Annotated in this window: 21 protein-coding genes, 1 pseudogene and 1 riboswitch; of the genes and pseudogenes, 7 read left to right on the plus strand and 15 right to left on the minus strand. The window is 70.0% G+C overall.

Translation table 11 applies throughout. The features are described 5' to 3' along the window. Window positions 1-127: 127 nt before the first annotated feature. Window positions 128-868, minus strand: coding sequence for an RHS repeat-associated core domain-containing protein (locus tag ACZOOI_RS35990; protein ID WP_465283763.1), 741 nt, complete (start codon window positions 866-868; stop codon window positions 128-130). Between the two features lie 408 nt (window positions 869-1276). Between ACZOOI_RS35990 and ACZOOI_RS35995 the strand changes: the two genes are divergently transcribed. Next, the gene (locus ACZOOI_RS35995; protein WP_465283764.1) at window positions 1277-3316 is read left to right on the plus strand and encodes an FG-GAP-like repeat-containing protein; all 2040 of its coding nucleotides are present in this window, start codon (window positions 1277-1279) and stop codon (window positions 3314-3316) included. A gap of 66 nt (window positions 3317-3382) precedes the next feature. After that, window positions 3383-3856 carry an AMP-binding protein gene (locus tag ACZOOI_RS36000; RefSeq protein ID WP_465283765.1) on the plus strand — a complete coding sequence of 158 codons (474 nt, stop codon included), beginning with the start codon at window positions 3383-3385 and terminating at the stop codon, window positions 3854-3856. Here ACZOOI_RS36000 and ACZOOI_RS36005 read toward each other — a convergent pair. The 3 genes from ACZOOI_RS36005 to ACZOOI_RS36015 all read right to left on the minus strand — a co-directional run bounded on the left by ACZOOI_RS36005 (window position 3810) and on the right by ACZOOI_RS36015 (window position 7742). Beyond that, a complete protein-coding gene (locus ACZOOI_RS36005) occupies window positions 3810-4163 on the minus strand; it encodes a VOC family protein (protein ID WP_465283766.1) in 354 nt (117 codons plus the stop codon). The genes ACZOOI_RS36000 and ACZOOI_RS36005 overlap by 47 nt on opposite strands. Before the next feature lie 94 nt (window positions 4164-4257). Further along, the gene (locus ACZOOI_RS36010) at window positions 4258-5085 is read right to left on the minus strand and encodes an SCO6745 family protein (RefSeq protein ID WP_465283767.1); all 828 of its coding nucleotides are present in this window, start codon (window positions 5083-5085) and stop codon (window positions 4258-4260) included. Between the two features lie 332 nt (window positions 5086-5417). After that, window positions 5418-7742 (minus strand): glycosyl hydrolase family 18 protein, encoded by a 2325-nt coding sequence (locus ACZOOI_RS36015; protein WP_465283768.1) that lies wholly within the window; start codon window positions 7740-7742, stop codon window positions 5418-5420. Between the two features lie 759 nt (window positions 7743-8501). Between ACZOOI_RS36015 and ACZOOI_RS36020 the strand changes: the two genes are divergently transcribed. Then, a complete protein-coding gene (locus ACZOOI_RS36020) occupies window positions 8502-11102 on the plus strand; it encodes a collagenase (RefSeq protein ID WP_465283769.1) in 2601 nt (866 codons plus the stop codon). A gap of 307 nt (window positions 11103-11409) precedes the next feature. Here ACZOOI_RS36020 and ACZOOI_RS36025 read toward each other — a convergent pair whose 3' ends face one another. The 5 genes from ACZOOI_RS36025 to ACZOOI_RS36045 all read right to left on the minus strand — a co-directional run bounded on the left by ACZOOI_RS36025 (window position 11410) and on the right by ACZOOI_RS36045 (window position 15854). Further along, window positions 11410-12897 (minus strand): rhamnulokinase, encoded by a 1488-nt coding sequence (locus ACZOOI_RS36025; RefSeq protein WP_465283770.1) that lies wholly within the window; start codon window positions 12895-12897, stop codon window positions 11410-11412. A 224-nt stretch (window positions 12898-13121) separates the two neighbouring features. Beyond that, on the minus strand, window positions 13122-13595 hold the full coding sequence (locus ACZOOI_RS36030; protein WP_465283771.1) for a S26 family signal peptidase: 474 nt from the start codon (window positions 13593-13595) through the stop codon (window positions 13122-13124). Then, on the minus strand, window positions 13592-15388 hold the full coding sequence (locus ACZOOI_RS36035) for an ABC transporter ATP-binding protein (RefSeq protein WP_465283772.1): 1797 nt from the start codon (window positions 15386-15388) through the stop codon (window positions 13592-13594). Before ACZOOI_RS36035 ends, ACZOOI_RS36030 begins: the two co-directional genes overlap by 4 nt. Before the next feature lie 83 nt (window positions 15389-15471). Next, window positions 15472-15645, minus strand: coding sequence for a hypothetical protein (locus ACZOOI_RS36040; RefSeq protein ID WP_465283773.1), 174 nt, complete (start codon window positions 15643-15645; stop codon window positions 15472-15474). 38 nt (window positions 15646-15683) lie between these two features. Next, complete coding sequence (locus ACZOOI_RS36045; protein ID WP_391584005.1) at window positions 15684-15854, minus strand: hypothetical protein; 171 nt, start codon at window positions 15852-15854, stop codon at window positions 15684-15686. Window positions 15855-16111: 257 nt separating this feature from the next. Here ACZOOI_RS36045 and ACZOOI_RS36050 point away from each other — a divergent pair, with 257 nt between their 5' ends. Together ACZOOI_RS36050 and ACZOOI_RS36055 are read left to right on the plus strand one after the other, a co-directional pair. Beyond that, window positions 16112-16660 carry a TlpA family protein disulfide reductase gene (locus tag ACZOOI_RS36050; protein ID WP_465283774.1) on the plus strand — a complete coding sequence of 183 codons (549 nt, stop codon included), beginning with the start codon at window positions 16112-16114 and terminating at the stop codon, window positions 16658-16660. Window positions 16661-16897: 237 nt separating this feature from the next. After that, window positions 16898-17116, plus strand: coding sequence for an endo alpha-1,4 polygalactosaminidase (locus ACZOOI_RS36055; RefSeq protein ID WP_465283775.1), 219 nt, complete (start codon window positions 16898-16900; stop codon window positions 17114-17116). Here the strand turns inward: ACZOOI_RS36055 and ACZOOI_RS36060 are convergent. Next, window positions 17094-18368, minus strand: coding sequence for an ATP-binding protein (locus ACZOOI_RS36060; RefSeq protein WP_465283776.1), 1275 nt, complete (start codon window positions 18366-18368; stop codon window positions 17094-17096). The genes ACZOOI_RS36055 and ACZOOI_RS36060 overlap by 23 nt on opposite strands. 283 nt (window positions 18369-18651) lie before the next feature. On the opposite strand from ACZOOI_RS36060, the gene ACZOOI_RS36065 reads away from it, so the two are divergent. Then, window positions 18652-19524, plus strand: coding sequence for an aldo/keto reductase (locus ACZOOI_RS36065; RefSeq protein WP_465283777.1), 873 nt, complete (start codon window positions 18652-18654; stop codon window positions 19522-19524). 138 nt (window positions 19525-19662) lie between these two features. On the opposite strand, the gene ACZOOI_RS36070 is transcribed toward ACZOOI_RS36065, so the two are convergent. From ACZOOI_RS36070 to ACZOOI_RS36080, 3 genes and pseudogenes are all read right to left on the minus strand, one after another. Further along, entirely contained in the window at window positions 19663-19914 is a 252-nt protein-coding gene (locus tag ACZOOI_RS36070; protein WP_465283778.1) for a hypothetical protein, read from the minus strand. Window positions 19915-20136: 222 nt separating this feature from the next. Continuing rightward, window positions 20137-20331, minus strand: a complete 195-nt coding sequence (locus ACZOOI_RS36075; RefSeq protein ID WP_465283779.1) for a hypothetical protein — start codon at window positions 20329-20331, stop codon at window positions 20137-20139. A gap of 43 nt (window positions 20332-20374) precedes the next feature. Then, a pseudogene (locus tag ACZOOI_RS36080) lies at window positions 20375-20497 on the minus strand (fumarylacetoacetate hydrolase family protein); the annotation flags it as partial. Window positions 20498-21304: 807 nt separating this feature from the next. Beyond that, window positions 21305-21500: riboswitch (cyclic di-AMP (ydaO/yuaA leader) on the plus strand. A gap of 32 nt (window positions 21501-21532) precedes the next feature. Here ACZOOI_RS36080 and ACZOOI_RS36085 point away from each other — a divergent pair. Then, a complete protein-coding gene (locus tag ACZOOI_RS36085; protein ID WP_465284113.1) occupies window positions 21533-22813 on the plus strand; it encodes a transglycosylase family protein in 1281 nt (426 codons plus the stop codon). Window positions 22814-23015: 202 nt separating this feature from the next. Here ACZOOI_RS36085 and ACZOOI_RS36090 read toward each other — a convergent pair whose 3' ends face one another. After that, entirely contained in the window at window positions 23016-24080 is a 1065-nt protein-coding gene (locus tag ACZOOI_RS36090; RefSeq protein ID WP_465283780.1) for a glycerophosphodiester phosphodiesterase family protein, read from the minus strand. A 205-nt stretch (window positions 24081-24285) separates the two neighbouring features. Further along, a complete protein-coding gene (locus ACZOOI_RS36095; RefSeq protein WP_465283781.1) occupies window positions 24286-24768 on the minus strand; it encodes a MarR family winged helix-turn-helix transcriptional regulator in 483 nt (160 codons plus the stop codon). Between the last annotated feature and the right edge of the window lie 57 nt (window positions 24769-24825).

The following is a 24825-nucleotide window of genomic DNA, read 5'->3' on the forward strand; positions in this document are numbered from 1 at the left end:
CACCTGCGGATCGCGTGCGTTGATTCGATACGGCCACCTCGTGTTCTTCTGGTAGTCCCTCCCGAGCCGCAGACCTTCACCATTGCGCTTGTTCCGGTCGTTGCTGCCCAGATCCCAGTCGTCCGCTTTACCTTGGTCGCCGGGGGGGTGCGGCACCACCCTGCCCACCGCTGAGTGCGGCCAGGACAGCCTTGACCGCATCGGCGATGAGGTCCCTGACCCACTTCATACTGAAGAGACCGGTGGGGTCGCTTGCCGTGATCGGCGTGTTGTTGCCGTAGGTATATCCATGCATTTGCTGAGTGTCGGTCAGATCCATGATGGGATCGACGCTGATGAACCGACCCAACGTCGAGTCGTATTCTCGTGCTCCGACATGGATGAGGCCGGTCGCGTCCACAGGTTTACCGAGGAACCCCTTGTCGTCCGGCCACTGTCCGCTCGCTTGGGTGGGCTGGACCCCGCGTGCCTCACCGAACGGCTTCGTCTGGCGCCGCACCGCAGCGAGCGTGTCGGCGTCCAGCATGCTCGTCACCGTGCCGTGGTGATCGGCCGCCGTGTAGACCAACGATCCGCTTCCACTACGAATGACGGTGGCGCCACCGGCAGTCGGGTAGTAGCGAGTGCCCGTGACCGGACCGCTTCCGTTGGTATTGGCGGTGAGTTCGTCGCTACCGAGGTACACGGTGGTCTTGCCCGCCTCCCGCCGGACGAGCCGATTGCCGTCCGCGTCATAGACGTACTCACTGTTCCCCCGTCGAGGCGACCTTGTCGATAACCGCGTCGAGTTCGCCCTCAACTCGACCCTGCCGGTCGGCGAGGCGCCCGCCGCGACCTGGGACGAGAAGGTCGGCAAGTGGCGGATCACGGACCTGTACGTGTCGCGGTGGGGTACCAACACCCTCACGGCGCGCGGTGGACCGGGCCGGCAACCGCTCCCAGTCCTTCGTCTACGAGTTCTACGCGCCCGGCAACCCGAACGCGCGGACCAAACTGGGCGACATCAACGGTGATACCCGGATCGACATGCTCGCCGTGAACGACGCCGGCGATCTGCGGATGTACGACACCGCCACCGACCCGACCACCGGCGGGCGCACCACCTCCCTCGCCGCCCAGGGACCGAAGAGGACCGCCACCAACGCCCCACACCGCGGACGCCCGCCCGGACCTGTGGGTCCGCGACCGCATCACCGGCAAGCTGTACCAATACCCCTCGCACAAGATCTCCCCCACGCTCACCGACGTCGGCGCGCTGGGCGACGACAGCCGGCGGGTGCAACTCGCCGCCGACATGACCACCGCCGTCTATCCCGGCCTGCACGCGGACGGCGACCTGGACGGCGACAGGATCGCCGACCTGTGGGCCGAGGGCCCCGGCGGCAGCCTCTACCTCATCCGAGGCAACCCGGCAGGCAGCGCCACGGCCTTCGGTACCGCCCAGTTGCTGGCCAACAGCCAGACTCCGTGGACGACCTGCAAGCCCTTCGCCACCGCGTTCGACGCGTCGAAGACCTTCGACATCTGCGGTCCGATCCTCGCCAAGTACGAGGCCCTGGGCGGGCCCGGCGGCCCGATGCGGCTGCCCACCACACCGGTGCGGGAGGACGGCCAGGGCGGCAGGTTCGTCGACTTCCAGGGGACTTCGAACGATGCGACCTTCGGCTGCATCAACTGGTCGCCCTACACCGGCGCCTGGTTCCAGCACGGCGGCACCCGGCAGAAGTGGCTCGACAGCGGCGGCCTCACCGGGCCGTTGGGCTACCCGGTCTCGGACGAGATCACCGTCCGCGACGGTGCGGACCAGGTCGTGGGCTGGATCAGTCGCTACGGCGGTACCCCCGCGGGCGGGGCAGGTGCGGTCACCTGGGACGGCCGTACCGGCGCGCACGTCATCACCGGTCCGATCTACGACCGTTGGCAGTCGATGGGCGGCCCGCTCAGCAGGCTCGGGTTCCCCGAGATGGACGTGAGCCCGACCACGCTCAAGCCCGGCAAGTACGTGAACTTCCGTATCCCCACGGCTACCGCGAGTACGGGCTCGATCTACTGGTCGGCTGCGACCGGCGCCTGGCCGGTCTACGGGGCCAACCTCACCGTGTGGGCCGCGCAGCAATGGGAGGGTGGTTGGCTCGGCTTCCCCACCAGTGACGAGTACCCCGTCACCGGCGGCGTCCGAGGTGACTACGAGGGCGGCTACATCCGCTGGAACGAGTTCGCCGGCGGTTCCGCGGCGCACCTCGCCAACGACAAGACGGCCGCCCAACGCACGGAATTCGCCGGGGACTTCGACGGCGACCACCGCGCCGATGTACTCACCGTCTACGACTTCGGCTCGGAGACCACGGGCTTCTACGTCGCATCGGGCAACGCCGACGGCACCGTGGGCGCCCCCAGGAAGGCGTGGGTCAGCCACTACGGTTGGTTCGACAGCACCCGGGCCAAGTTCGCGATCGGCGACTTCGACGGCAACGGACGCGCCGACGTCGGCGCGCTGTACGGCTACCCGAACGGCAGCACCCGGCTGTTCACGTTCCTGTCCCGCGCCGATGGCACCTTCGAGGAAGGCGTCCCCAGCGCATACACGCCCCCCGGCAACTGGGAGTGGGCCAAGGCCCAATTCCTGGCCGGCGACTTCAACGGCGACGGACGCGCCGACACGGCGATGATCTACGACCACGGGAACGAGGCGGCCGCCGCCTACACCTGGATCAGCAAGGTCGACGGCAGTGGCACCTTCACCGACGTGTTCGCGAGTTGGCAGAGCGGCCCCGGGAATTGGGTGCAGCCGCGCGGGAAGTACGTGGCCGGTGACTTCGACGGTGACGGTCGGGCCGACATCGGCGCGATGTACGGCTACGGCGACCTCAATGGCGGAGCCGTCGCACTGTTCACCCTCAAGTCCCGCCCGGACGGCGGATTCAACGACCCGGTGAAGTCGTGGAACGTGCCCGTCGGGAACTGGGAGTGGAACCGGGTCATCCTCTCCGCCGGCGACTACAACGGCGATCACCGCGCCGACATCGCCGCGACCTACGACTACGGAGGCGACACGACCGGCATCTTCACCTTCGCGGGCAACACCGACGGTGTCTTCACCGCCGACGTGCGTGCCTGGAAGTCCGCCACCGGCACCTGGGACAGCAAGTGGGCCATGCCCACCTCGGGTGACTTCAACGGCGACGGCCGCGCCGACATCGGCGCCATGTACGACTGGAGCGACGGCAGCAGCACCTTCAACACGTTCCTCGGCAAGGCCGATGGCACGTTGGAGAATCCCTTCCAGGCATGGCGGGCCGCACCCGGCACCTGGTAACCACGAGGCGACACCGGCACATCCATGAGCGGCGGGCCCGGCACATCACGTGCCGGGCCCGTTCGCATGCCCGGGCCTTGCGATGCGCGACGGCCGCCGCCGGTCACGCGAAGTCGGTCGCGTCCCGGGTGGTGGCCGCCGCGTACGAGGACGGGTCGGCGGCCGGGTCGCGGATCAGCGGAGGAGGTCGAATTCATCCTGCGACACAGCGGATCCGTACTCGTGATCAGCGGCGCCGCGTTGTGGCCGGCCGCGCCGGCCGCCGCCGCCGCCGCGGCCGGTGTCCCCGCGCTGGGCGCCGACCACGAGCACGCCGGCGAGCCGCTGACCGCCGCACACCCGACCGCGGCCGACGACATCGCGGCCATCCTGTACACGAGCGGCACCACGGGCCGGCCCAAGGCTGCCCGGCTGACCCACCTCAACCTCGTGCTCAACGCCACCGTCCGCGCCCAGGATCTGCACGAACTCGAACCTGACGACGTGGTGTTTGTCAGGCCGGCTGCCACAGCTCGATCCGGTTGCCCTCGGGATCGGTGACCCAACCGAATCGACCGACTCCCGCCATGTCCTGCGTCGCCGTAGTCACGTCCGCTCCCTTGGCGCGCAGTTGCGCGAGCATCGCGTCCAGGTCGCGGACCCGGAAGTTGATCATGGTTTGCTGGGTACGGGACCCGAAGTAGTCGGTCTCCGACTCGAACGTTGCCAACACCGTCGGCCCGGCTTCCTGACGCCACAGGCCGTTCTCGTCGGCGTCCAGACCCAGGCAATCGCGATACCACGCGCCCAGCGCCACCGGGTCGGCGGCCCGCATGAAGTAACCACCGATTCCAAGTACGCGTTCCATGTCGCCATCCTGCCAGGACGGCGACCGAGCACGCCGGCACCACACCATCGCCCATGCCGGACGGCGGACTCCTCCTCGCGTCGGTCGCGCATCGTCACTGCGATCCTGCGGCCACCAGCGTCGCGGTGATGGGTTCGAGTTCGGCGACCAACTCGTCGAGTTCGGCGGGCGAGAGGGCGTCGTACGGCGGAGCAGCGAGTTCGTCGGTGAGGGCTTCGATGCGTTGCTTGGTCTCGCGACCGGCGGCGGTGAACCGGCCGTCGGTGTCGACGAGCCCGCGCTCGCGCAAGCCGTCCATGACCGCGGCCAGCCGCTCCTTCGGCAGGTGATGGATGCGGCCGAACGACTCCGGCGGGTGGATGCCTTGTGCCGGCGCGTCGAGCACGTGGGCCTCCGTGCCGCCGATGCGCGCGCCGACGAGAGCGGCGATGTGCCCGTCACCGCGGTGCTCGCGCAGCATGGTCGCGGAATGCCAGAGCCGGGCGACCGAGTCGGTCGGCACCGGAAGGCTGCGCATTCCGGCGTACATCACCCGACCTTCCGTGGGCGCGCTCGTCGCGGCTTTGGTGGTCAGGTCGGCGGCGCGCACCAGGCCCGGGGAGTCGGCCACCTCGTCGCCGAGGATCCGCCGTACCGAGGCCGCGCTACCCCGCTCCCGCGCGGCGACGGACGCCTCGGGCGGGATGGTCTCCCACGCGCTCGGGATGTGCCGCGCGGCCTCCCCCTCGGCGAAGTTGTAGAAGGCCGCGTGTACGACCTGCGCCGGCACCCGGCCCAGCGGCGCGGCGCGGCCGGCGAAGTAACCGTCCCAGTAGGTGCGATGGCCGAGCGCGGCCAGCTCCTCGTTGCACTCGCCGGCGAAGTAGGTGACCAGGCAGATCGGCTCCAGAAGCTCGTGAAGGCGACGGGCTGTGTGAGTCATGGCCTACATCATGCCTGCGGTCACGCACTGTGGAGCAGTACGGGCCGGTGGATCAACTCCTGGGCGCGCAGCAACCGAACCCCACCCTCCGGTGGCACGACGTGGTCTCCGTCGAACGGTGGGGCAGCGTGGCGATACGCCCGGCCGGAGTCGTGCGAGAGACCAAGTCTCGGTGCATGCCTCCGGCAGGGCTGTACCCGTCCGGCCCACCGGAAGGCGAGCAGGGAGCCGCGTCGAAACCGGATAAGTGCCGAGCCGGGGCCGGACATCGGCGCATGAGGAAGGCCGGGAGGCGGCCACTCACCGCGCTCCCGGCCTTCCGATCAGGTGGGCTACTTGAGCCCGTTGTCGACCGCGGTCATCAGCACTCCGGTGTCTCCGCTCATCTCCCAGAGCATTGCGCCCAGGAGGTTCTTGGTGCGGAGCCAGGCCGTCTTCTTACCGATGGACCACGCGTCGTCGAAAGTCCACCATTGGCCGTTGTTGCCGGTGTAGCCGTAGGTCGACACCGACTGCTCGTCGTGGTAGACGGTCAGGTTCGGTACCGACGCGATCAGGTTGGCGTAGCCCCGGGTGCCGGACTCCTCCGGGAACTGCCCCGGTGCCGCCCCGTTGGCGGCCTGCCATTCACCGTGCGCCCCACCGTCCGTGACCTGTTGCCAGCCACGGCCGTAGAAGGCGAGCCCGAGCACCAGCTTGCGCGGGTCGACGCCTTGGTCCAAGTAGTACTGGACGGTGGATTCCACGCTGAACTTGGTCGGGTACGGGTCCCCCGCGTCGACGTACAGGTTGCCCTGGTCGCCCGTGCGGTTGGGTTCCCAGCTGTTGTCGCTGCCGGAACCGTGGAAGTCGTAGCCCTGGACGTTGGCGAAGTCCATGTAGTCGAACACGCTGGGCGTGCCGTCCCGCGTGCTGATGTCCCAACCCGCGTCGATCTTGCCGGGGTCGGCAGGGGTGAACGCGGTGAGCAGGTAGTGCTTGCCCGTGGTCGTGGTCAGCGCTTCCATCTGCCTGCGGAACTCGGCCATCAGCAGGGTCAGGTTGTTCTTGTCGGCGGTGGAGATGTGGTTGCCGGCGTGACCCTCGGAGCCGGGCCACTCCCAGTCGATGTCGAACCCGTCGAAGACACCCGCCGCGACACCGGTTCCGCCGCGTCCGTTGGTCACCGGCAGGTTGCCCTTGATGTACATGTCCACGCAGGACTTCACGAACTTCTGCCGCGACGCTTCGGTCTTGGCGGCATCCGAGAAGTACTTGCTGTACGTCCAGCCGCCGATCGAGATCAGCGTCTTCAACTTCGGGTACTTGGACTTGAGTTGCAGCAGCTGGTTGTAGCTTCCGGCCAGCGGCTGGTTCCAGGTGTCGGCGGTCCCGTTCACGGACTCGCCCGCGCCGACCGAACGTTCGTAGTCGGCCCACGAATCGCCCGCGCCGTCACCCTGGTTGGGATCCTGCGGTCCCGGGGTGGTGGCTCGGGTGACCCCGTTGAGGCAGGTCAGGTTGGTGGGATCGATGTTGGAGAAGGCGTAGTTGAGGTGGGTCAGCTTGGCCGCTGCGCCGGAGGTGTCCAGCGACTTCATCGTGTAGGCGCGTCCGTAGATGCCCCACTGTACGAAGTAGCCCACGCGCACGTAGTCGTTGCCGGGGGTGCCCCCACCGGTGGTCTTGACCGTGAGCGGCGCACTGGCCGGCCCGGTCTGGTCCAGGGTGTCCCGGGCGACCACCGTGTACGTGTACGTGGTGTTCGCGGTCAGGCCGGTGTCCCCGTAGCTGGTGGTGGTCACCGTCGCGAGCTTGGTCGCGCCTCGGTAGACGTCGTAGTTCTTGATGCCGTGATCGTCGGTCGCCGCCGCCCAGTTGAGCGTCAGCGAGGTGTCGGTGACCGCGCTCGCCTGGGGAGTGCCCGGCGCGGTCGGCGGGTTGTCGGTGCCACCGCCCGTCGGCTTGGTGCGCAGCGTGGCGGAGGGGCTTGCCGGGCCGGTCTGGCCGATGGTGTCCCGCGCGACGATCTTGTACGCGTACGCGGTGTCGGCGGTCAGGCCGGTGTCGGTGTAGGCGGTTCCGGTGGCCGTGCCGACCAGCGTGGCGCCCCGGTAGACGTCGTAGTTCTGGACGCCCTTGTCGTCGGTGGCCGCCGTCCAACTCAGCGAGATCGAGTCGACGGTGGTCGCGGTGGCGGTGGGTTGCCCCGGCGCCGTCGGCGGGTTGTCCGTCGGCGGTGCGCCGTCGCAGGGACCACCGTTAACCTTGCAGTTCGCGGGACTTCCGGGCCCGGAGCCGACGAAGCCGAACTTGGCGCTTGCTCCGGGCGCGAGCGAGCCGTTGTACTCACGGTTCTTCGCGGTGATGTGCGAACCGGACTTGGTGATCAGCGTGTCCCAGTACGCGCCCACGGAGGTGCCGGTGGGGAAGTCCCACTCGACGGTCCAGGCCGTGATGGCGGTGGTCCCGGTGTTCTTGATCGTCCACTCCGCCTGGAAGCCGCCGCCCCAGTCGGAGGTCTTGGCGAACGTTGCGGTCGCGCCCGCGGCAGCCTGCGCGGGCGCGGCCGACAGGCCGACCATCGCAGCGAGCGGGAGCAGGAGGGCGGCACAGATCGCGATGAATCTCTTGCCTGGCTTGGTGCGTTTGGTGCGCCTCACGGTACCGATGGCCATGGGTGCTCCTGGACTTGGGATCCGATGGAGAACCTGCGCCCCACAATGAGCCGGGATGCCCGGCTCACACAGTAGAGCGAGCGTAATGAAGGTCTGGACCAATAATCAAGGTCTAGACCAGTAGGGATCATCGGAGACCGGGATCGATCGAAATCCGGTGGTACGGACGGCATCGAGGCGAGCGCGCGGAGCAGCGAGAGAGAAGCGGCGAGAGCGCGAAACCGGTCCGATCCGATCCGATTCAATCGCGGGCGAGCGGGCGAGCCTGCGCGGGCGCACGCGGACAGGCGCGCGTGGGACGGGCGCGAACGTGCGCGGGCGGGCACGCGGACGCGAGCGCGCGGGCGCGCACGCAGGCAGGCAGGCGCGGACGCGGACACGCACCCGTACCCGGATACGAACGCGCGCGCGAGCGGACGGACGCGCAAGCGCACGGCGAACAGCCGCACCCCACCCCCGCTTCGCCGCCGACGGCTGCCGTTTCGTTGGCCACACTCGATGTTCGACAGGCCTTCACGCAAAATGTGATTTGTGACATGGTACATGTCACGCGGTGGTCCGGACGCTCCCCTTCCGGTCCCCCGCCGCACGAACTGCCTTGCCACCGTTGCGTTTTCGGTGAGGCAGGGACCAGGACCACGCTCGCGCCGATCCCGAAGTCCCCGGAGCGGGACCGGCGACGAACCGCTCATGCCGTGGCACCACCCCTCATCCGGAGGCACGCATCGGCGTGGCCTCTGTTCCGCAAGGAGACGGTCTTTGCGAACCAATCTGGCACGACAGGGACTTCGCCGCGTCGCGGTGGTCACCATCTCCCTCGCCATGGGCTTCGGATTGTTCACCCAGCCCGGATCGGCCGCCCCCTCCGATCCGACCGCGGCTACATCGACGGCCCCGGCGACCTCCACGTCGACCTCCGCCCCCTCCTCCATCCCCGGACCGTCGGCCGGCACCGCCCCCAGTGCCCCGGCCGACCAAGTCCCGCACACCCAGGGCAAACCGCTACCGGTACCCGACCGACCCCCGCTGTCCGCGTCCGCCTCGGCCACCGCCCGGCGCGACTACGACGACCCTTCGGCCGCGGTACTTCCGGCCCGCCCGTCCATGGCCGCCGAGCAACGCGCCGCCGCGGCGACCTGCACGGTCGCCGACTTCGCAAGTCGCAGCGGTACCGCGCTCGTTCAGCAGATCAAGGCATCGACCACGGACTGCGTCAACACGCTGTTCTCGGTCACCGGTCCCGACGCCTACTCGATCTTCCGTGAGGCGCAGATGACCACGGTCGCCTACGCCCTGCGCGATCTGGCCGGCACCTACCCGGGCAACGGCAGCACCGGCGCCCCGCAGATCGTGCTCTTCCTGCGGGCCGGCTACTACGTGCACTGGTACAACCAGTCCACCGTGGGCACTTACGGCCCCACGCTGCAGACCGCCATCCGGTCGGGGCTGGACGCCTTCTACGCCAACCCGCACTCCTCCGACGTCACCGACGCCAACGGCGAGACGCTGGCCGAGGCGGTCACCCTGATCGACAGCGCCGAGCAGAACGCCCGCTACCTGTACGTGGTCAAGCGCCTGTTGGCCGGCTACAACGGCTCCTACGACGCGTCCTGGTGGATGAAGGCCGCAGTCAACAACAGCTTCACCGTGCTGTTCCGCGGCCACCAGGTGCCCGAGTTCGTCACCGCCGTGCAGGCCGACCCGAGCATCGTCGACGCGGTCGACGCGTTCGCGACCGCGCACCGCGACCTGCTCGGCACCGACCGCGGGTACCTGACCACCAACGCGGGCCGCGAACTGGTCCGGTTCGTCCAGTACCCGACCCTGCAGGCCAAGGTGCGCCCGAAGGTGCGCACGCACCTGCAGGCCACCTCGATCACCGGACCGACCGCGTCGTTGTGGGTCGCACTGGCCGAGGGCACGGACTTCTACGACAAGGCACAGTGTGCCTATTACGACACCTGCAACCTGCAGGCTCGGTTGACCGCGGCCGTGCTGACCGTCGACTACACGTGCAGTACCAGCATCCGGATCCGCGCGCAGGAAATGACCGCGGCCAACCTCACCGCCGCGTGCACCAGCCTGCGCAACCAGGACGCCTACTTCCACGGCGTGGTCGCGGACAACGGTCCCGTCGCCAACGACCGCAACACCACCATCGAGGTCGTGGTCTTCAATTCCAGCGGCGACTACCAGACCTACGCCGGCGCGATCTTCGGCATCGACACCAACAACGGCGGCATGTACCTGGAGGGCGACCCGAGCGCGGCCGGCAACCAGCCGCGCTTCATCGCCTACGAGGCCGAGTGGACGCGCCCCGCGTTCGAGATCTGGAACCTCAACCACGAGTACACGCACTACCTCGACGGTCGCTTCGACATGGCCGGCGACTTCGACGCCGGCGTCACCACCCCGACCATCTGGTGGATCGAGGGCTTCGCCGAGTACATCTCCTACTCCTACCGCAAACTGCCCTACGACGCGGCGATCACCGAGGCGGGCAAGCACACCTACGCGTTGAGCACGGTGTTCGACACCACCTACTCCCACGACACGACCCGCATCTACCGCTGGGGCTACCTCGGGGTGCGGTACATGCTGCAAAAGCACCCCGCGGACGTCACCCGGCTGCTGGGCTACTACCGGGCCGGCGACTGGACCGGCGCCCGCTCGTTCCTGACGAGCACCATCGGCACCCGCTACGACAGCGACTGGTACACGTGGCTGGCGGCCTGCGCGGCGGGCGACTGCGGCGGCGGTACTCCCGCCAACCGTCCGCCGGTGGCCGAGTTCACCAGCGCCGTCAACGGCACCTCGGTCGCCTTCACCGACACCTCCACCGACCCCGACGGCACGATCGCCTCGCGGGCCTGGGACTTCGGCGACGGCACCACCTCGACCGCGGCCAACCCGACCAGGAACTATGCCGCCGGCACCTACACCGTGCGGCTGACCGTGACCGACAACCGAGGCGCCACCGCGAACGTCACGCACACCGTCACGGTCACCGGCGGCGGTGGCGGCGCCGAGTGCACCGACCCCGACACCCGCGTCCTGGGCAAGAACTGCCGGCGCAGCGGCCTGTCGGCGACGGCCGGCGGGAACGACAAGCTCTACTTCTACATCTACATCCCGGCGGGTACCGCCCGGCTCAACATCACCACCACCGGCGGTACCGGCAACGCCGACCTCTACTACAACAGTGACGTGTGGGCCACGAACACCGCCTACACCAGCAAGTCCACCGCGACCGGAAACGCCGAGACGTTGACCATCACGGCCCCGCCCGAGGGCTACCACTACATCACCCTCCACGCGAAGCAGACCTTCGCCGGCACGTCGGTCACCACCGCCTACTGACCGAACGCGCACCACCGGTCGCCGACACGCACCCCGAGTCGACAACGCGCACCACGAGTCGCGCGGCCCACACCGGGCGGCGGCGGGACCCCACCGGGTCTCGTCGCCGCCCGTCGGCGACTCTCGTCACCCGCCGTCGACCCGCGTCGCCCGCCGTGGACTCGCGTAGCCCGTCGCCGACTCGCGCACGACCGACTCGGGCCGGAAGACCACCTGCCGACGGGTGTGCGACTGCGGCTCCTCCCTCACCGGAGAGCAATTCGACAACCGCGCCCCCGAGTTCGATACGTGCACCGGCGCACCGAGGTCAACCGACCGCCGCCGGGCGGGCCGGCAACCGATCCGCCGCCCGCGCCCAGTCGCCCGTGTCGCCCCGCGGCTCGTACCGGCGCAGCGGCTGGGTCTCCCGCAACAACCGGCGCAGGTCGGCCAGCGAACCGGTCACGCTCCCCGCGGCCCGGGCCTGCACGAGCAGGTTGCCCAGCGCCGCCGCCTCGGTCGGCCCGGCCACCACCGGCAATCCGCACGCGTCGGCGGTCACCTGACACAGCAGCGAGTTCAACGCCCCGCCGCCGACCACGTGCACGACGTCGACCGCGTGTCCCGCCAGGCGTTGCGCATCCAGCACCGCGCCCCGGTAGGCGAGCGCGAGGCTGTCCACGATGCAGCGCACCATCTCGCCGGGCGTCCCGGGCACCGGCTCGCCCGCCCCCCGACAGGCCCCCGCGATCCGGTCCGGCATGTCGCCGGGCGCCAGGAAGGCGGGGTCGCCCGCGTCCACCAGCGATCGCAGCGCCGGCACCCGCGCCGCGTCGTCGAGCAGTCGCTCCAGCGAGTGCGGCCTGCCCGTTCGGTCCCAGTGCCGCATGCACTCCTGAAGCAGCCACAACCCCATCACGTTGCGCAGATAGCGCACGGTGCCGTCGACACCCAACTCATTGGTGAAGTTGGCCTGTCGGCTCTCCTCGGTGAGCACCGGCGCGTCGAGTTCGACACCGACCAGCGACCACGTGCCGCTGGAGATGTACGCGAAACGACTGCCGTGCGCGGGCACCCCGACCACCGCCGACGCGGTGTCGTGCGACCCGACGGCGGTGACCCGTACGGGTCCGCGCAGCCCGGTCTCGGCAAGCACCTGCGCGGTGAGCGCGCCCGTCGCCTCGCCGGGCAGGCGAAGTGGCGCGAACAACTGCGGATCCAGGCCGAGCGCGGTCGTGATCCTGCTCGACCAGCATCCGGAGAGCGGATCCAGAAGCTGGGTGGTGGAGGCGTTGGTGACCTCGGTGCCGGCAACTCCGGTCAACCAGTACGAGATCAGGTCCGGGATCAGCAACGCCTGCCGGGCGGCCGCGAATTGCGGGGTGTCGGATGCCGCGACCAGCTGATGGACCGTGTTGAAGCTCGCGTGCTGGATGCCGGTGATCGCGTACAGCTCCGCGGCGGCCACGCGGGCGTACACCCGGTCGGGCACCGCGTCGGTACGCGTATCGCGGTAGTGCACCGGATTGCCGAGCAGCGCACCGTCGGCGTCCAGCAGCCCGAAGTCGACCGCCCACGAGTCGATTCCCACGCTCACCGGCGGCCCGGCCGTGCGGCCGGCGGCCCGCAGCCCGTCGAGGACGCCCGCGTACAGCGCGAGCACGTCCCAGTGCAACGTCGCGCCGACCCGCACGGGCCGATTGACGAACCGATGGGCCTCACTCACGGTCAGCGAATCCGGTCCCACCCGCCCGGCCAACACCCGGCCACTGGACGCCCCCAGATCGACAGCCACAAAACTCCGCGCCGTACGCATGCCCGACTCCTCCTCGCCGCCGACCCCGCCCCACCAACTCCCCCGGCCAGGCATCCCTCGAGAGCACGCCGACCGAATTTGAACTGAAACGTTTCAATCCAATGTCGGCGAACGTACGTCCCCATGACGGACCACGTCAAGCGTCGGCCCCTCCCACCGCAACACGTCAGTCTCCGGCGCCCCCGCCGGAGCACGTCACGACCCGGCTCCTCCACCCCGACCCGTCAGACGCCGGCCCCCCGCACCGCGCGTCGGCTCTGCTCCCCCCGCCCGCCGATCACCACGCCGAGCACGGTCGAGGTCGGTACGTACCCGAAGTGCCGCGAGTCCTGGGTGCACACCGCGTCCCCGCGCACCACCAGCGACCCGGGCGGCACCGCCGTTCCGTGCACCGCGTGCACCGCCGGGCGCACCTCGCGCGGCACCGGATCCCCGGACACCGCCGCGACCCGCTTGACCAGCCACCGCAGGTCGTCCTCCGCGCCGTACCGGACCGGATTGCGGAAGACGATCGCGTCGCCGCGTCGCACGGCGGTGGTCCGGCGCACGACCAGCCGCTCGCCGTCCACGAACGTCGGCGCCATGCTCATCCCGGTCACCCGCACCAGAGCGAGCCGCGAGCGCACCGCCCACCCGGCCAGCGCCGCACTCGTCGCGACCGTCCCGACGACCAGGGCCGCGCGCCCGTACGCCCTCACTGCGCCTCCTCCACGATCCCGGTCGAGTCCTCGCGCCGGTCCCGGTACCCGGCGGCCTGGAGCCCGAAGAGCCGGGCGTAGTGCCCGTCGGCCAAGGCCATCAGCTGGTCGTGGCGGCCCAGTTCGGTGATCCGGCCGTCGGCGAGCACGGCGATCGTGTCCGCGTCGCGCAGCGCGCCCAGCCGGTGCGACACGAGCAGGCCGGTCCGGCCCGCCCGGTGCCGGTGCAGCGTGCGGTGCACCTCGTGCTCGGCCTCCGGGTCCAGGCCCGAGCTGGGCTCGTCCAGGATCAGCAGGTCGGCGTCGCTGCGCATCAACGACCGGGCCAGCGCCACCCGTTGCCACTGGCCGCCGGACAGCGTGACACCGGCCGAGTCGTCGTCCTCGTCCAGATGCACCCGGCTCAACTGGGTCCGGTAGCCGTCCGGCAGCGCGGACAGGTCCGCGTCGATGCCCGCCAGCACCGCGCTCGACCGGATCCGGGCCGCATCCTCGCGGTGGGCCAGGTCGCCGATGCCGATGTTCTCCGCCGCGGAGAGGTCGTAGGTCATGTAGTCCTGGAAGGTCACCCCGATCCGGCGGCGCAGCGCGGCCACGTCCATCGTGCGGATGTCCACGCCGTCCCAGCGGATCGCGCCCCGATCCGGGTCGTAGAACCGGCAGAGCAGCTTGATCAGCGTGCTCTTGCCGGTGCCGTTGCGTCCGACCAGGCCCACGGCGGCGCCGGCGGGCACCACCAGGCTCACCCCGCGCAGCACCCACGGGCCCTGTGCGTCGTAGCGGAACCACACGTCGTCGAATTCGAGTCGCCCGCGCAGCGCCGGCACCTGCCCGGTCCCGGTCTCCAGGTCGTCGGGCGTGTCCATCAGATCCAGGAAGTGACCGAACAGGCGGATCGCCTCGGCGGCCATGCCGGCCTGGGTGACCACGCCGGTGAAGGCCTGCTGGACGCCGGCCGCGGCGGCGGTGAACAACATCACGTCGCCGACCGTGAATCGGCCGTGCGCCGCGCCGGCCACCACCACGACCATGCCCAGTCCGGCCACCACCGCGTTCAGCGCGGCGAATCCGGCCTGGATCAGCATGCCCCTTCGGGCCACGGCGAGTTCGGCGTCGGTGGCCTCGCGCAGCGCCCGCACCAGGCGGCCGTGCAGGAAGTCGCCCAGCCCGAACAGCCGGATCTCCTTGGCCGCGCGCGGGTCGGTCAGCAACGACCGGTAGAACAGCCGGCGGCGCTGCTTCCCCGAGGTCAGCTCCAGCACCGCCACCTGTCGACGGGCCATCGACAACCGGGCCAGCAACGCGGCGACGCCGACCAGGAACAGCAGTCCCACCATCGGCGGCCACACGGCGAGCAGCACACCGGTGAACCCGCTCAGCGCGGCGCCGGAACGCACCACCTCCTGGCTGAACATGGTGATGTTGTGCGGCGCGTCCTCGGATGCCTGCTGGGCCAGTCGCAGCCGGTCGTGGAAGGCCGGGTCCTCGAAGCGGCGCAGTCCGCGGAACTCGTTGACCTTGGCGAACAGGTCCCGCTCGACGGTGACCACGAGCCGTCGACGCACCACCTCGTCCAGGTAAGACGCCAGTTGCATCAGCACGGCGAGCACCGCGCCGAGCGTCGCGAGCGCGAGGCCGAGTGCCACCGCCCGCCCCGAGTCGGCGTGTTCGCCGCGGCCCAGCTCGTCGAAGAGCAGTTTGGTCAGCCACGCGGCCAGAGCCGGGAGCACGCCGATCAGCACGGTGGCCACCAGCAGCAGCACCGCGCCCACGGGCGCGGCCCTGAACTGCAACGCAAGGGCCACCTTGACCGCGCGCGGGCGCAACCGGGACCCCGGAGAGGTGTCGCTCTCCGGAGTCCCGTCCGATTCCGGGATCAACAGGGGTTGCCCGGTCGGATGGTGCAGACGCCGTTGCAGCTGTGGCGGTACTCGCGGCCGCCGCGGCAGCAGCACAGTCGGCCGACGTACTCGACGCACGCGCCGGCGCGCTTCTCCTTCAGGACCGGGCCGAGCAGCCGGTCGCCGATCGTGCCGATCGCTGGCTTCATCCGAGCCTCCGGAGGTGCGGTGGCGGCGAGGATGCCGGTCAGCACCGGGTGGCGGTCTTCACGCACGGGCCGTTGCAGCTGTACACGTAGCGGTAGTGGTTGCGACACACGCAGAACTGGCCGTGTTCCGGGACGCACGCCCCGGCTCGCTTCTCGCGCAGGACGAGTCCCAACAGCTTGTCGCCCATGGTGCCGATCACACGGTTCATCGTGGACCTTCCATTGAAGGGTCGAATCGACGGAAGCGGGGTGTGCTTCTGCCGGAGGCGACGCTAAACCCATCGTCAGCCGAGTCGCAAGAGATGGCGAGTACCTCGAATCAATGAATACCGTATTTGTTTCGAGCCGTCGCCGAGTGAGCACTGTTGCCATTGGCGAGCGCGGGGATACATTTCGACGGCCGTGTTCGCCGGTCGCGCGCACATCGAGGTCGGCCGACATCCTTCGCCCTATTGGGAGCATCTTCATGCCGTTCCTGATCGCCGCCGTCGTGCTGGTCACGGTGTTGTGCCTGTTGAACCTGCTGCTCACGTTCGGCGTCATTCGCAAACTTCGCACTCAGGGCGAACGGGGTGAGCACGGGCATGACGCACAGGACGTGGACATCTCGGACCTGGTGCTGCCGGTGGGCTCGCCGGCGCCCGCCTTCACCGCGGTCACCACCACGGGCGAGACGGTGTCCCGGGACGATTTGGGGGCCGCGCTGTTCGGCTTCTTCTCGCCGGACTGTCGAGCCTGCAAGGAGCGGCTGCCGGAGTTCGTGGCGGCGGCCCGCAAGGCGGACGGCCGGCGGGTGCTCGCGGTGGTGCACGGCGACGAGGCGGAGACCCGGGAGCAGGTCGCCGCACTGGCCGCCGTCGCGCAGGTCGTGGTCGAACCGACCGACGGTCCACTCGGTCGCGGATTCGCGGTGACCGGATATCCGGTGTTCGGTCTGCTGGATGCGGACGGCACGATCACCGCGAGCGGTTTCGACCCGAAAGCCCTTTCCGCACCGGTGCGCACCGCCGCCTGATTCGGCCGATTCGGCCGGGCGCGATCGGATTCCGACAAGATCGTTTTCCGGCCCGGTCCATTCCCGGACCTGATCATTTTCGGCGGGTAATTCGATACCCCGACCGGGCGGATAGTCGAGGGCCACGGATGCGTTGCGGTATGCAAATTCGCAAAGTATCACCGGAATCAAATATCCGCCGGCGCGAATTCACCGCGCAGGGTGATGCGGGTCCGCACCGTCCCGCGAGGAGTGCACGTGTCCACCGAGGCCAAGCGGGCCGCCCCGCAAGGAGCGCACGTGCCCACCGAGGCCAAGCGCGCCGCCCCGGCCGACGTGGTCGGGTCCTGGATCGACGACTGCGCGCGGCGCGACTTCCAGGCCGTCGAACCGGACACCCTTGATTCCCACAGCCGTTCGGCGGGCCCGCTGACCATCGAGCACCCGCGCCGGGTCACACCCGGGCGTGGGTGGTGATGTCCTGCTCGAACATTTCGACCATGCTCGCGGTCACCGTGGGTCGGGACTGGGCGAGGGCGTCCAGGTAGTCGTCGGTGTGTGCACCCGGCCCGTCGACGGTCGCGGACTCGTCGAACAGGTCGCGTTCGAACGACGCCTGGGCGGCGATCCGGGCGGCGTGGCCGATGTCGGCGGGCGTGAGCAACTCGCTGGCCGCCACCAGCGCGTCCAGGTCCACGTCCGGACGGGCCGACGCGTACCGGGTCCACATCGCCCGCCGCGCGTCCGCGTCCGGCGTGCCCACCGGGATGATGTAGTCGAACCGGCCCGGCCGCAGGAAGGCCGGGTCCAGCGAGCGCACCGAGTTGGTCGCGCACACCAGCAGCCGATCGCCGTGTTCGCGGAACGCCGGGATCAGCTTGAGCAGTTCGTTGGTCACCGCGTGGCCGGCACTGGGCCGGGCGTGCCGGATCGGCGCGATCTCCTCGACCTCGTCGATGAACACCACGATCCGCTCCAGCCTGGCCAGCCGCCCGAACGCCTCGCGCAGCGCGGCGGCCAGGTTGCCGCCGTCGGCCAGCCGCGAGGGCAGCAGTTCCACGAACGGCCAGCCCAGGCGCGAGGCGATGGCCCGGGCGAAGGTGGTCTTGCCGGTCCCGGGCGGGCCGAACAGCGCGATCGCACTGGGCGGTTCCACGCCGTGCCGCAGCGCGCGCTCGGGATCCGCCAGCGGCAGCACCACACGCCGCTCGATCAGGTTCTTCTCCACCTCCATGCCGGCCACCTTCGACCACAGGTCACCCGGCAACATCCGCCCGCCGAGCCGGTCCAGGGTCTCCGCCGCGTGGTCGTCGACCGGCTCGACCTTCTCGAAGTAGGCCACCGCCGGCCGCCGCTCGTAGCCCGCGTTGCGCAGCCCCAGCTCGCGCGAGTCCTCCTCGGGCAGGACGTAGGCGATCCGGCGCACCCGATCCTCGACCAACCTGCGCTCCAGCGCCAGCAGCAGCGTGCTGGTCAGCCCCAGGCCGCGCGCGGCCGGCGAGATGGCGATCCGCATCACCCAGGCCCGCCCCTCGGACACCGTGGCCAGCGCCGCGCCGACCACCGCGCCGTCCCGCCGGGCGATCACCGCCGGCTGTCGCGAGGTCAGCGCGTTGATGCACTCGGACAGCGAGAAGACCGACTCCTGGCCGAGCTCGGTCGTGGTGTCGATCAGGTGCACCACCGCCGCGAGGTCCTCCTCGCGGTAGTCCTGTATGAGCCAGACCATGAACAGCTCCATCCGTGGATCGAGTGCCTCGACGAATGGCAAACACTAGGGAGCACCGCCGCGCCGCGAACGCGTCGTTGTGTACAAGTGCGGGCCCGGACTTGGTCACCCTGTGAATGGACACCTCGCGAAGGACCTGCGACACGCACGCCGGACGAAAGCCCGGCGACCGCGTTCGGAGCCCGGGGCACAATGGGCTCGACCGCTCGACCGCTCGACCGCTCGACCGACCTCGTCCGCGCCGTCCGGCCCGCTCGGGCCGCCCGACCCCCACGGAGAACAGATGACCCTCTCGTCCGCGTCCGGCCCCGCCCACGCGTCCGGTGTCTTCCCGATCGGCGGCGACCTGCCGGTGCGCCGGCTCGGGTTCGGCGCCATGCAGCTCACCGGGACCGGCGTCTGGGGCGAACCCAAGGACCGCCGAGAGGCGATCCGAGTGCTGCGCCGCGCCGTCGAACTCGGGGTGAACCTGATCGACACGGCCGACTCGTACGGCCCCTTCGTCAGCGAACAGATCATCCGCGAGGCCCTGCACCCGTATGCCGAGGACGTGGTGATCGCCACCAAGGGTGGCTTCGCCCGCACCGGACCCGGCGAGTGGCGCGCCCTCGGCCGGCCGGAATACCTGCGCCAGCAGACCGAACTGAGCCTGCGCCACCTCGGTCTGGACCGGATCGACCTCTACCAACTGCACCGGATCGACCCGCAGGTCCCGCTCGCGGACCAGCTCGGCGAACTCGGCGCGTTGCAGCGCGAGGGCAAGATCCGGCACATCGGCCTGTCCGAGGTCACCGTGGAACAGCTGCGCCAGGCCCGCGAGATCGTCGAGATCGTCTCCGTGCAGAACCTGTACAACCTGGCCAACCGCAAGGCCGAGAGCGTGCTCGACTACGCGGCGGCCGAGAACATCGCGTTCATCCCGTGGTTCCCCATGGCCACCGGGGAACTCGCCCGGCCGGGCGGCCCGTTGGACCGGCTGGCCAAGGAACACGGCGCCGCACCTTCACAGTTGGCGCTGGCCTGGCTGCTGCACCGCTCCCCGGTGCTGCTGCCGATCCCGGGCACCTCCAGCGTCACGCACCTGGAGGAGAACACCGAGGCGGCCCGGATCGAACTGTCCGACGAGCAGTTCGAGGCCCTGTCGGCCGCGGTCTGACCCGATCGCGGCCGGGGCCGGACCGTCCCGTCCACCGGGACAGTCCGGCCCGGCCACGTCGTCCCGGCCCGGCCGCGTCGCACGACCCGCCGTCGCGCGCCGGCCCGACCGCGTCACCTCGGCCCGGCCGAATCCGGGTCAGCCCTCCCTCGGCGTGATCCGCACACTCCACCCGTCCTCGATCTCCGCACCGTCGATGGTGATCGCCTCGACCGTGCGCGACGTCGGGTCGATGTCGGCCACCACGCCCTCGCCCGCATAGCGCGGATGTCCGGAGGCGCCGATCTCGCCGGTGGCCTCGACCACGGCCGAGCGCACCGCCGGCCCTCGGGCCTCGGCGGCCATGTCCTGGGCGTTGTACGGGAGGATCTCGATCTCGAAGCGTTCCATCCCGAGCCCATGCCCGCGGTCGACCGGGCGCAAGCCCACCGGTCGGCCGTACGGCATGCCGTCGTTCCCCCGGGCACCACGACGCAGGACTGAACTCGTCCCTCGCCGAGCCGCCCCGAAACACCCTGTATCCGCCATTGTTTCCCGAGACGGACTTCGGGTCGGGCTGCTGGGCCGGGGGGTTCGCGGACGGGTCGCCGAGGCGCGGCGCCGCCCACGACGTCAGGGGCGCAGGATCGCCTTCACCGGGTGGCTGCCGCCGCGCATCAGGCCGGTGAAGATCTCCGCGCCCGACTCCAGCGGGTAACTCGCGGTCCAGCCCAGTCCCCAGCCGCCGACGAGTTCGGCGGCCTCGGCGAACTCGTCGCCGGTGTAGGCCAACGAGCCGAGCACCCGCTTCTCGGTACGCACCGGCACGGTCGCATCGAAACCGGCGCTCGCGTCGGCCGGGCCGAGCCGTGTCCTTGCTCTTGCCGCGCGCCCACTGGCCGTCGCCGAATTGCAGGTCGCGGTCGGAGACGTCGTTGGCGACCGTGTACTCGGCGATCGCGTCCATCGCCTCGTCCTTGTCCCCGTGCCGCAGCGACTACCGCCGGCCTCATTCCACTCTCTCGTTGTCATCGTGCCGGACAGGGCCTAACCGACCGCACCGGCCCACCCTCGCGGTGATCACCGAGATCACCATGGCCCTGCTGCCCGCGCCCGCCGACACGGGCACCGGCATCGCCTAGTTCCCCGACCTGGCCCACGCCGGCCGTGCGGTCTCGCGGTCAACCCCGGCTGCCTGCGCCAACTGCGCACCGGCCTGCGTCGGCGCGGGTCGCGGGTGCGCGCGATGCACCTCGCCGAGTTCCTCACCGCATTCCACGCGCCGCCGACCCCCGCGGCCGGCGACCCGAGGGCGGGCTGAGGTCAGGAGGCCGGGCCCGATGTGGCGCACGCAACTCCACAGGGGAGGCCGCGTGCGCCGTACCCGGTCCGGGCTCCAGCCGCCGGCCCGATGCGGCAGGCACGGGAGGCACCCGGCCCGGCCCGAAGTATCACCGGCATATAGGGGTAATCCGGACAATATTTTGCGGGCGCATGACGCACGTCACAACGCGCATACCGTTCGTCAGGAACTCGCACGCACCGTGAACCGAGTTTTCCGGATTCTCACCCGCCGTGATTTCTCAATCAACGGTGAGTGAGCATTTTGGGCACAATGCGTACGGAGTTCGGGACTTTAAGTCCCGTTATTCCACCCTTAACACCCGATTCTTCGGTTTCGGCGAATCGTGATGTTTGGTTCCGCGCCGGGGGTGTGCGTAGTTTGGTGCTTCGCCACACCGGTCCGGTGCTCGGCGAAATGGTCTCCCGGTTCGCCGAATCCTGCCGCCGGAGCGAGGCCACGGTACGAAACCCGAAAGGCAGGAGCGGGGGAACCAAGTGGAATGCCGTCCCGGGCGTCTGTGACACAGGCGCCCACGCGGACGGCTTGGGGTGAAGCCGTGCCCGTCCCTCTCATCCGAGGGTCGAACACGGCCGGGCGAGACTCTCCAGCCCGAATCCGACAGCTCACTTCGTAGGCGTGGGAGAAGGAAAAATCTTCGTGCAGTCGTTCATCACCCCTGCCCGTATGCCCAAGAAGACGCGCCTCGCGCTGACTCTCGGCATGGCCGGCGCCATCGTCGCCGCCCCGCTGATCACCGGTATCGCAACCGCCAACGCCGCCTCGGTCTCCACCTGGGACAAGGTCGCCATGGGCGAGAGCTCGGGCAACTGGCACATCAACACCGGCAACGGTTTCTACGGTGGCCTGCAGTTCACCCAGAGCACCTGGAACGAGTTCGGCGGTCAGCAGTACGCCCCGCGCGCCGACCTGGCCACCAAGGACCAGCAGATCGCCATCGCCGAGAAGGTCCTGGCCGTGCAGGGCCCCGGCGCCTGGCCGAACACCTCCGGCCCGGCGGGTCTGACCAAGGGCGGCGCCAAGGCTGCCGTCTCGCCGACCACCAAGTCCTCCGGCTCGGCCAAGACCTCGATCAAGGTCGCCCCCAAGGCCGCCGAGAAGCCGGCCGAGTCCAAGCCGGCGACCGCCGCCGCCCCGAAGATCGAGGTCGTCCCGGCCGCCGCGAAGCCCGCGTCGACCACCACCTCGTACTCCGTGGTCAAGGGTGACACCCTGTCCAAGATCGCCGCCGACAAGGACATCGCCGGTGGTTGGCACAAGCTGTACGCCGACAACCGGTCCGTGATCGGTGGCAACCCGAACCTCATCCACGTCGGCCAGAAGCTCTCGCTGTCCGGCAAGGCCAAGGCGTCAACCGCCACCGCCACCACCACCACCGCCAAGGTCGAGGTCGCGCCGAAGGCCGCGCCCAAGACCGAGACCGTGGCCGAGACCAAGCCCTCGGCGTCGGTGAAGGTCGCGCCGAAGACCACGGTCAAGGAGAAGGCCCCCGTCGCCGCCAAGGCGTCCTCCGCCAAGGCCGGCAGCACCGCGGTCAACGCGTCCGGCTACGTCGCTCCGGTGAGCGGCTCGCTGGGCACCGCGTTCGGCGTCGGCGGCAAGATGTGGTCCAGCGGCAGCCACACCGGCCAGGACTTCGTGGCCTCCACCGGCACCCCGGTGAAGGCGATCACCTCGGGCACCGTGGTCAAGGCCGGCAACGGCGGCGCCTACGGCAACGAGATCGTGATCAAGCACGCGGACGGCAAGTACTCGCAGTACGCGCACCTGTCCAGCATCGGCGTGCGCGCCGGTGCCACGGTGAGCACCGGTCAGCAGATCGGCCTCTCCGGTGCGACCGGCAACGTGACCGGCCCGCACCTGCACTTCGAGATCCGCACCACCCCGAACTACGGCAGCGGCATCAACCCCGTCAGCTACCTGCGCGCGCACGGCGTCAACCTCTGATCCGAGCGTCACTCAGGCAGTAGCCGCACGGCAACAGCCACGCTGCGGTAGCCGTACAAGGGCCGGGCCCGTCGACCACGCGTCGACGGGCCCGGCCCACGTGCGCGTCCGCACCCCTGCGGAGGCCCCGATCCCCGCGGACTCCGAAGCCCCGCGCACTCCGAGACCCCCGCGCGCGCCGAAGCCCCGCGGGCCGGGTCGATCAGCCGCGTGCCGGATACCGCTTGGGCAGCGGCAGTCCGCGTGCGGCCAGCAACTCCCGTGCCCGATCGGGGTAGTCGGTGATCAGACCGTCCACGCCGTCGTCCATCAGCTTGGCCATGGTCGCCGGGTCGTCGATGGTCCACGGCACGACCTTGATGCCCCTCGCGTGCGCCTGGGCGACCATCTCCCGGGTCACGTACGGGCGGTAGTCCGGGTCGGTGACCTTGCCGTTCTGCGGGAAGCCGTGCACAGGCGAGAACGTCGTGGCGCCGAACGAGGCGATCGCGCGCAGCGGGTCGCCGCCGAAGTCGTCGATGTCCAGGCCGCCCAGCCAGGGCGAGGCGCCGGGCTTGCCGACCTGGAGGAAGTCGTAGTTGGTCAACGCGACCAGCGGCAGCCGCGGTTCGACCTGTCGCATGCGCTTGAGCGCGCCCCAGTCGAAGCTTTGGATGGTGACCTGGCGCAACAGCCCGGCCCGGCGCACCTCGCGCGCCACGGTCTGCACGAACTGCTCGCGCGGCGCGGTCTCCTGCGGCGCGCCCGCCTCGACCTTGGTCTCCACATTGAGCTTCACGCCGCGCGCGTGCCGGCGCTCGACCAGGTCGAACACCTCGGTGAGCAGCGGCATGCGGGCTCCCGGCGAGGTGGTCTGCGCGGGGAAGCCGGGGAACTGCCGCGACCCGCAGTCCAGGGTGCGGATCTGGGCCAGGCTGAGCGTGTTGACGTACTTGCCGACGTAGGGGAACTCCGGGTCGCCGGCCCGCACCGGTGCGGTGTCGGCACACTTGCGCCCGTCGACCCTGCGGTCGTGGGTGACCACGGCGCGGCCGTCCTCGGTGATCTGCACGTCCAGTTCGAGGGTGGACACGCCCAGGTCCAAGCCCTTGGCGAAGGACGCGAGCGTGCTCTCCACGGTCAGCCCGAGTCCGCCTCGGTGCGCCTGGAGGTCGAAGGACTTGCGGTGGTGACCGCCGTGGCGGTCCGCCGCGGCGGCCGCTCCCGGGGCGGCGACGATGGCGGCCCCGGCCAGGACCGCGGCCGTGACGGTCTTCCATCCGGACATGGACGTCTCCTTCTCGCTCCGGTCGACGACGATCGACCGTCGACGCCCACACCCTGGCCCGCGCGAAGTGATGCGCGGGGAGTCGGGCCGTGGCGTTCCGGCGAAGAAGAGAAGAAGAGGAGACGAAGACGCCCACCGGGGCCGCGCCGAACAGCCGCCGAAGCGGCCCACCCGACCACCGAAGTCGCGGCGCTCGCACGGCCGTTCAGCAGCCCATCGAGGACCCGTCGTCGGTCCAGCCGGGTCGGTGCGCGGCCAGCAGCCGGCCCGACGCCTCGTGCACGACCTGTAGTTCCTCCGCCGAGACGACGGCGAAGAACGCGTCCTCGGCCTCTCCGAGCAGCCGGGTGCTCTTCGCAACCAACTCGCGCCCCGAGTCGGTGACCTGGACGACGTGCCGGCGCCGGTCGTGCGGGTTGCGCCGACGCTCGGCGAAGCCGCGCGCCTCCAGGTCGTCGAGTAGGCCGACCAGGACGTTCGGGTCGATCCCGAGCAGCCGGCTGACGTCCTGCTGAGACAACGATTCGTAGGCCAGCAGGGTCTCCAGCACGTGTACGTGCTTGGCCTTGACCCCCAGCGTGGCCAGGGTCTGATCGGCGAGCGCCAACAGGAGATCGGCCAGCTTGACCAGCCGGTATCCGGTCCGTGCTCCCATCGGCGGCCGCCCCGTGCTCGGTCGGTCCGTCATGGCCACATATTAGCGGCCCTCGATCATATGTCTTCTAGACGACAGGCGATGCATATC

It is taken from the genome of Embleya sp. L77 (assembly GCF_055557415.1).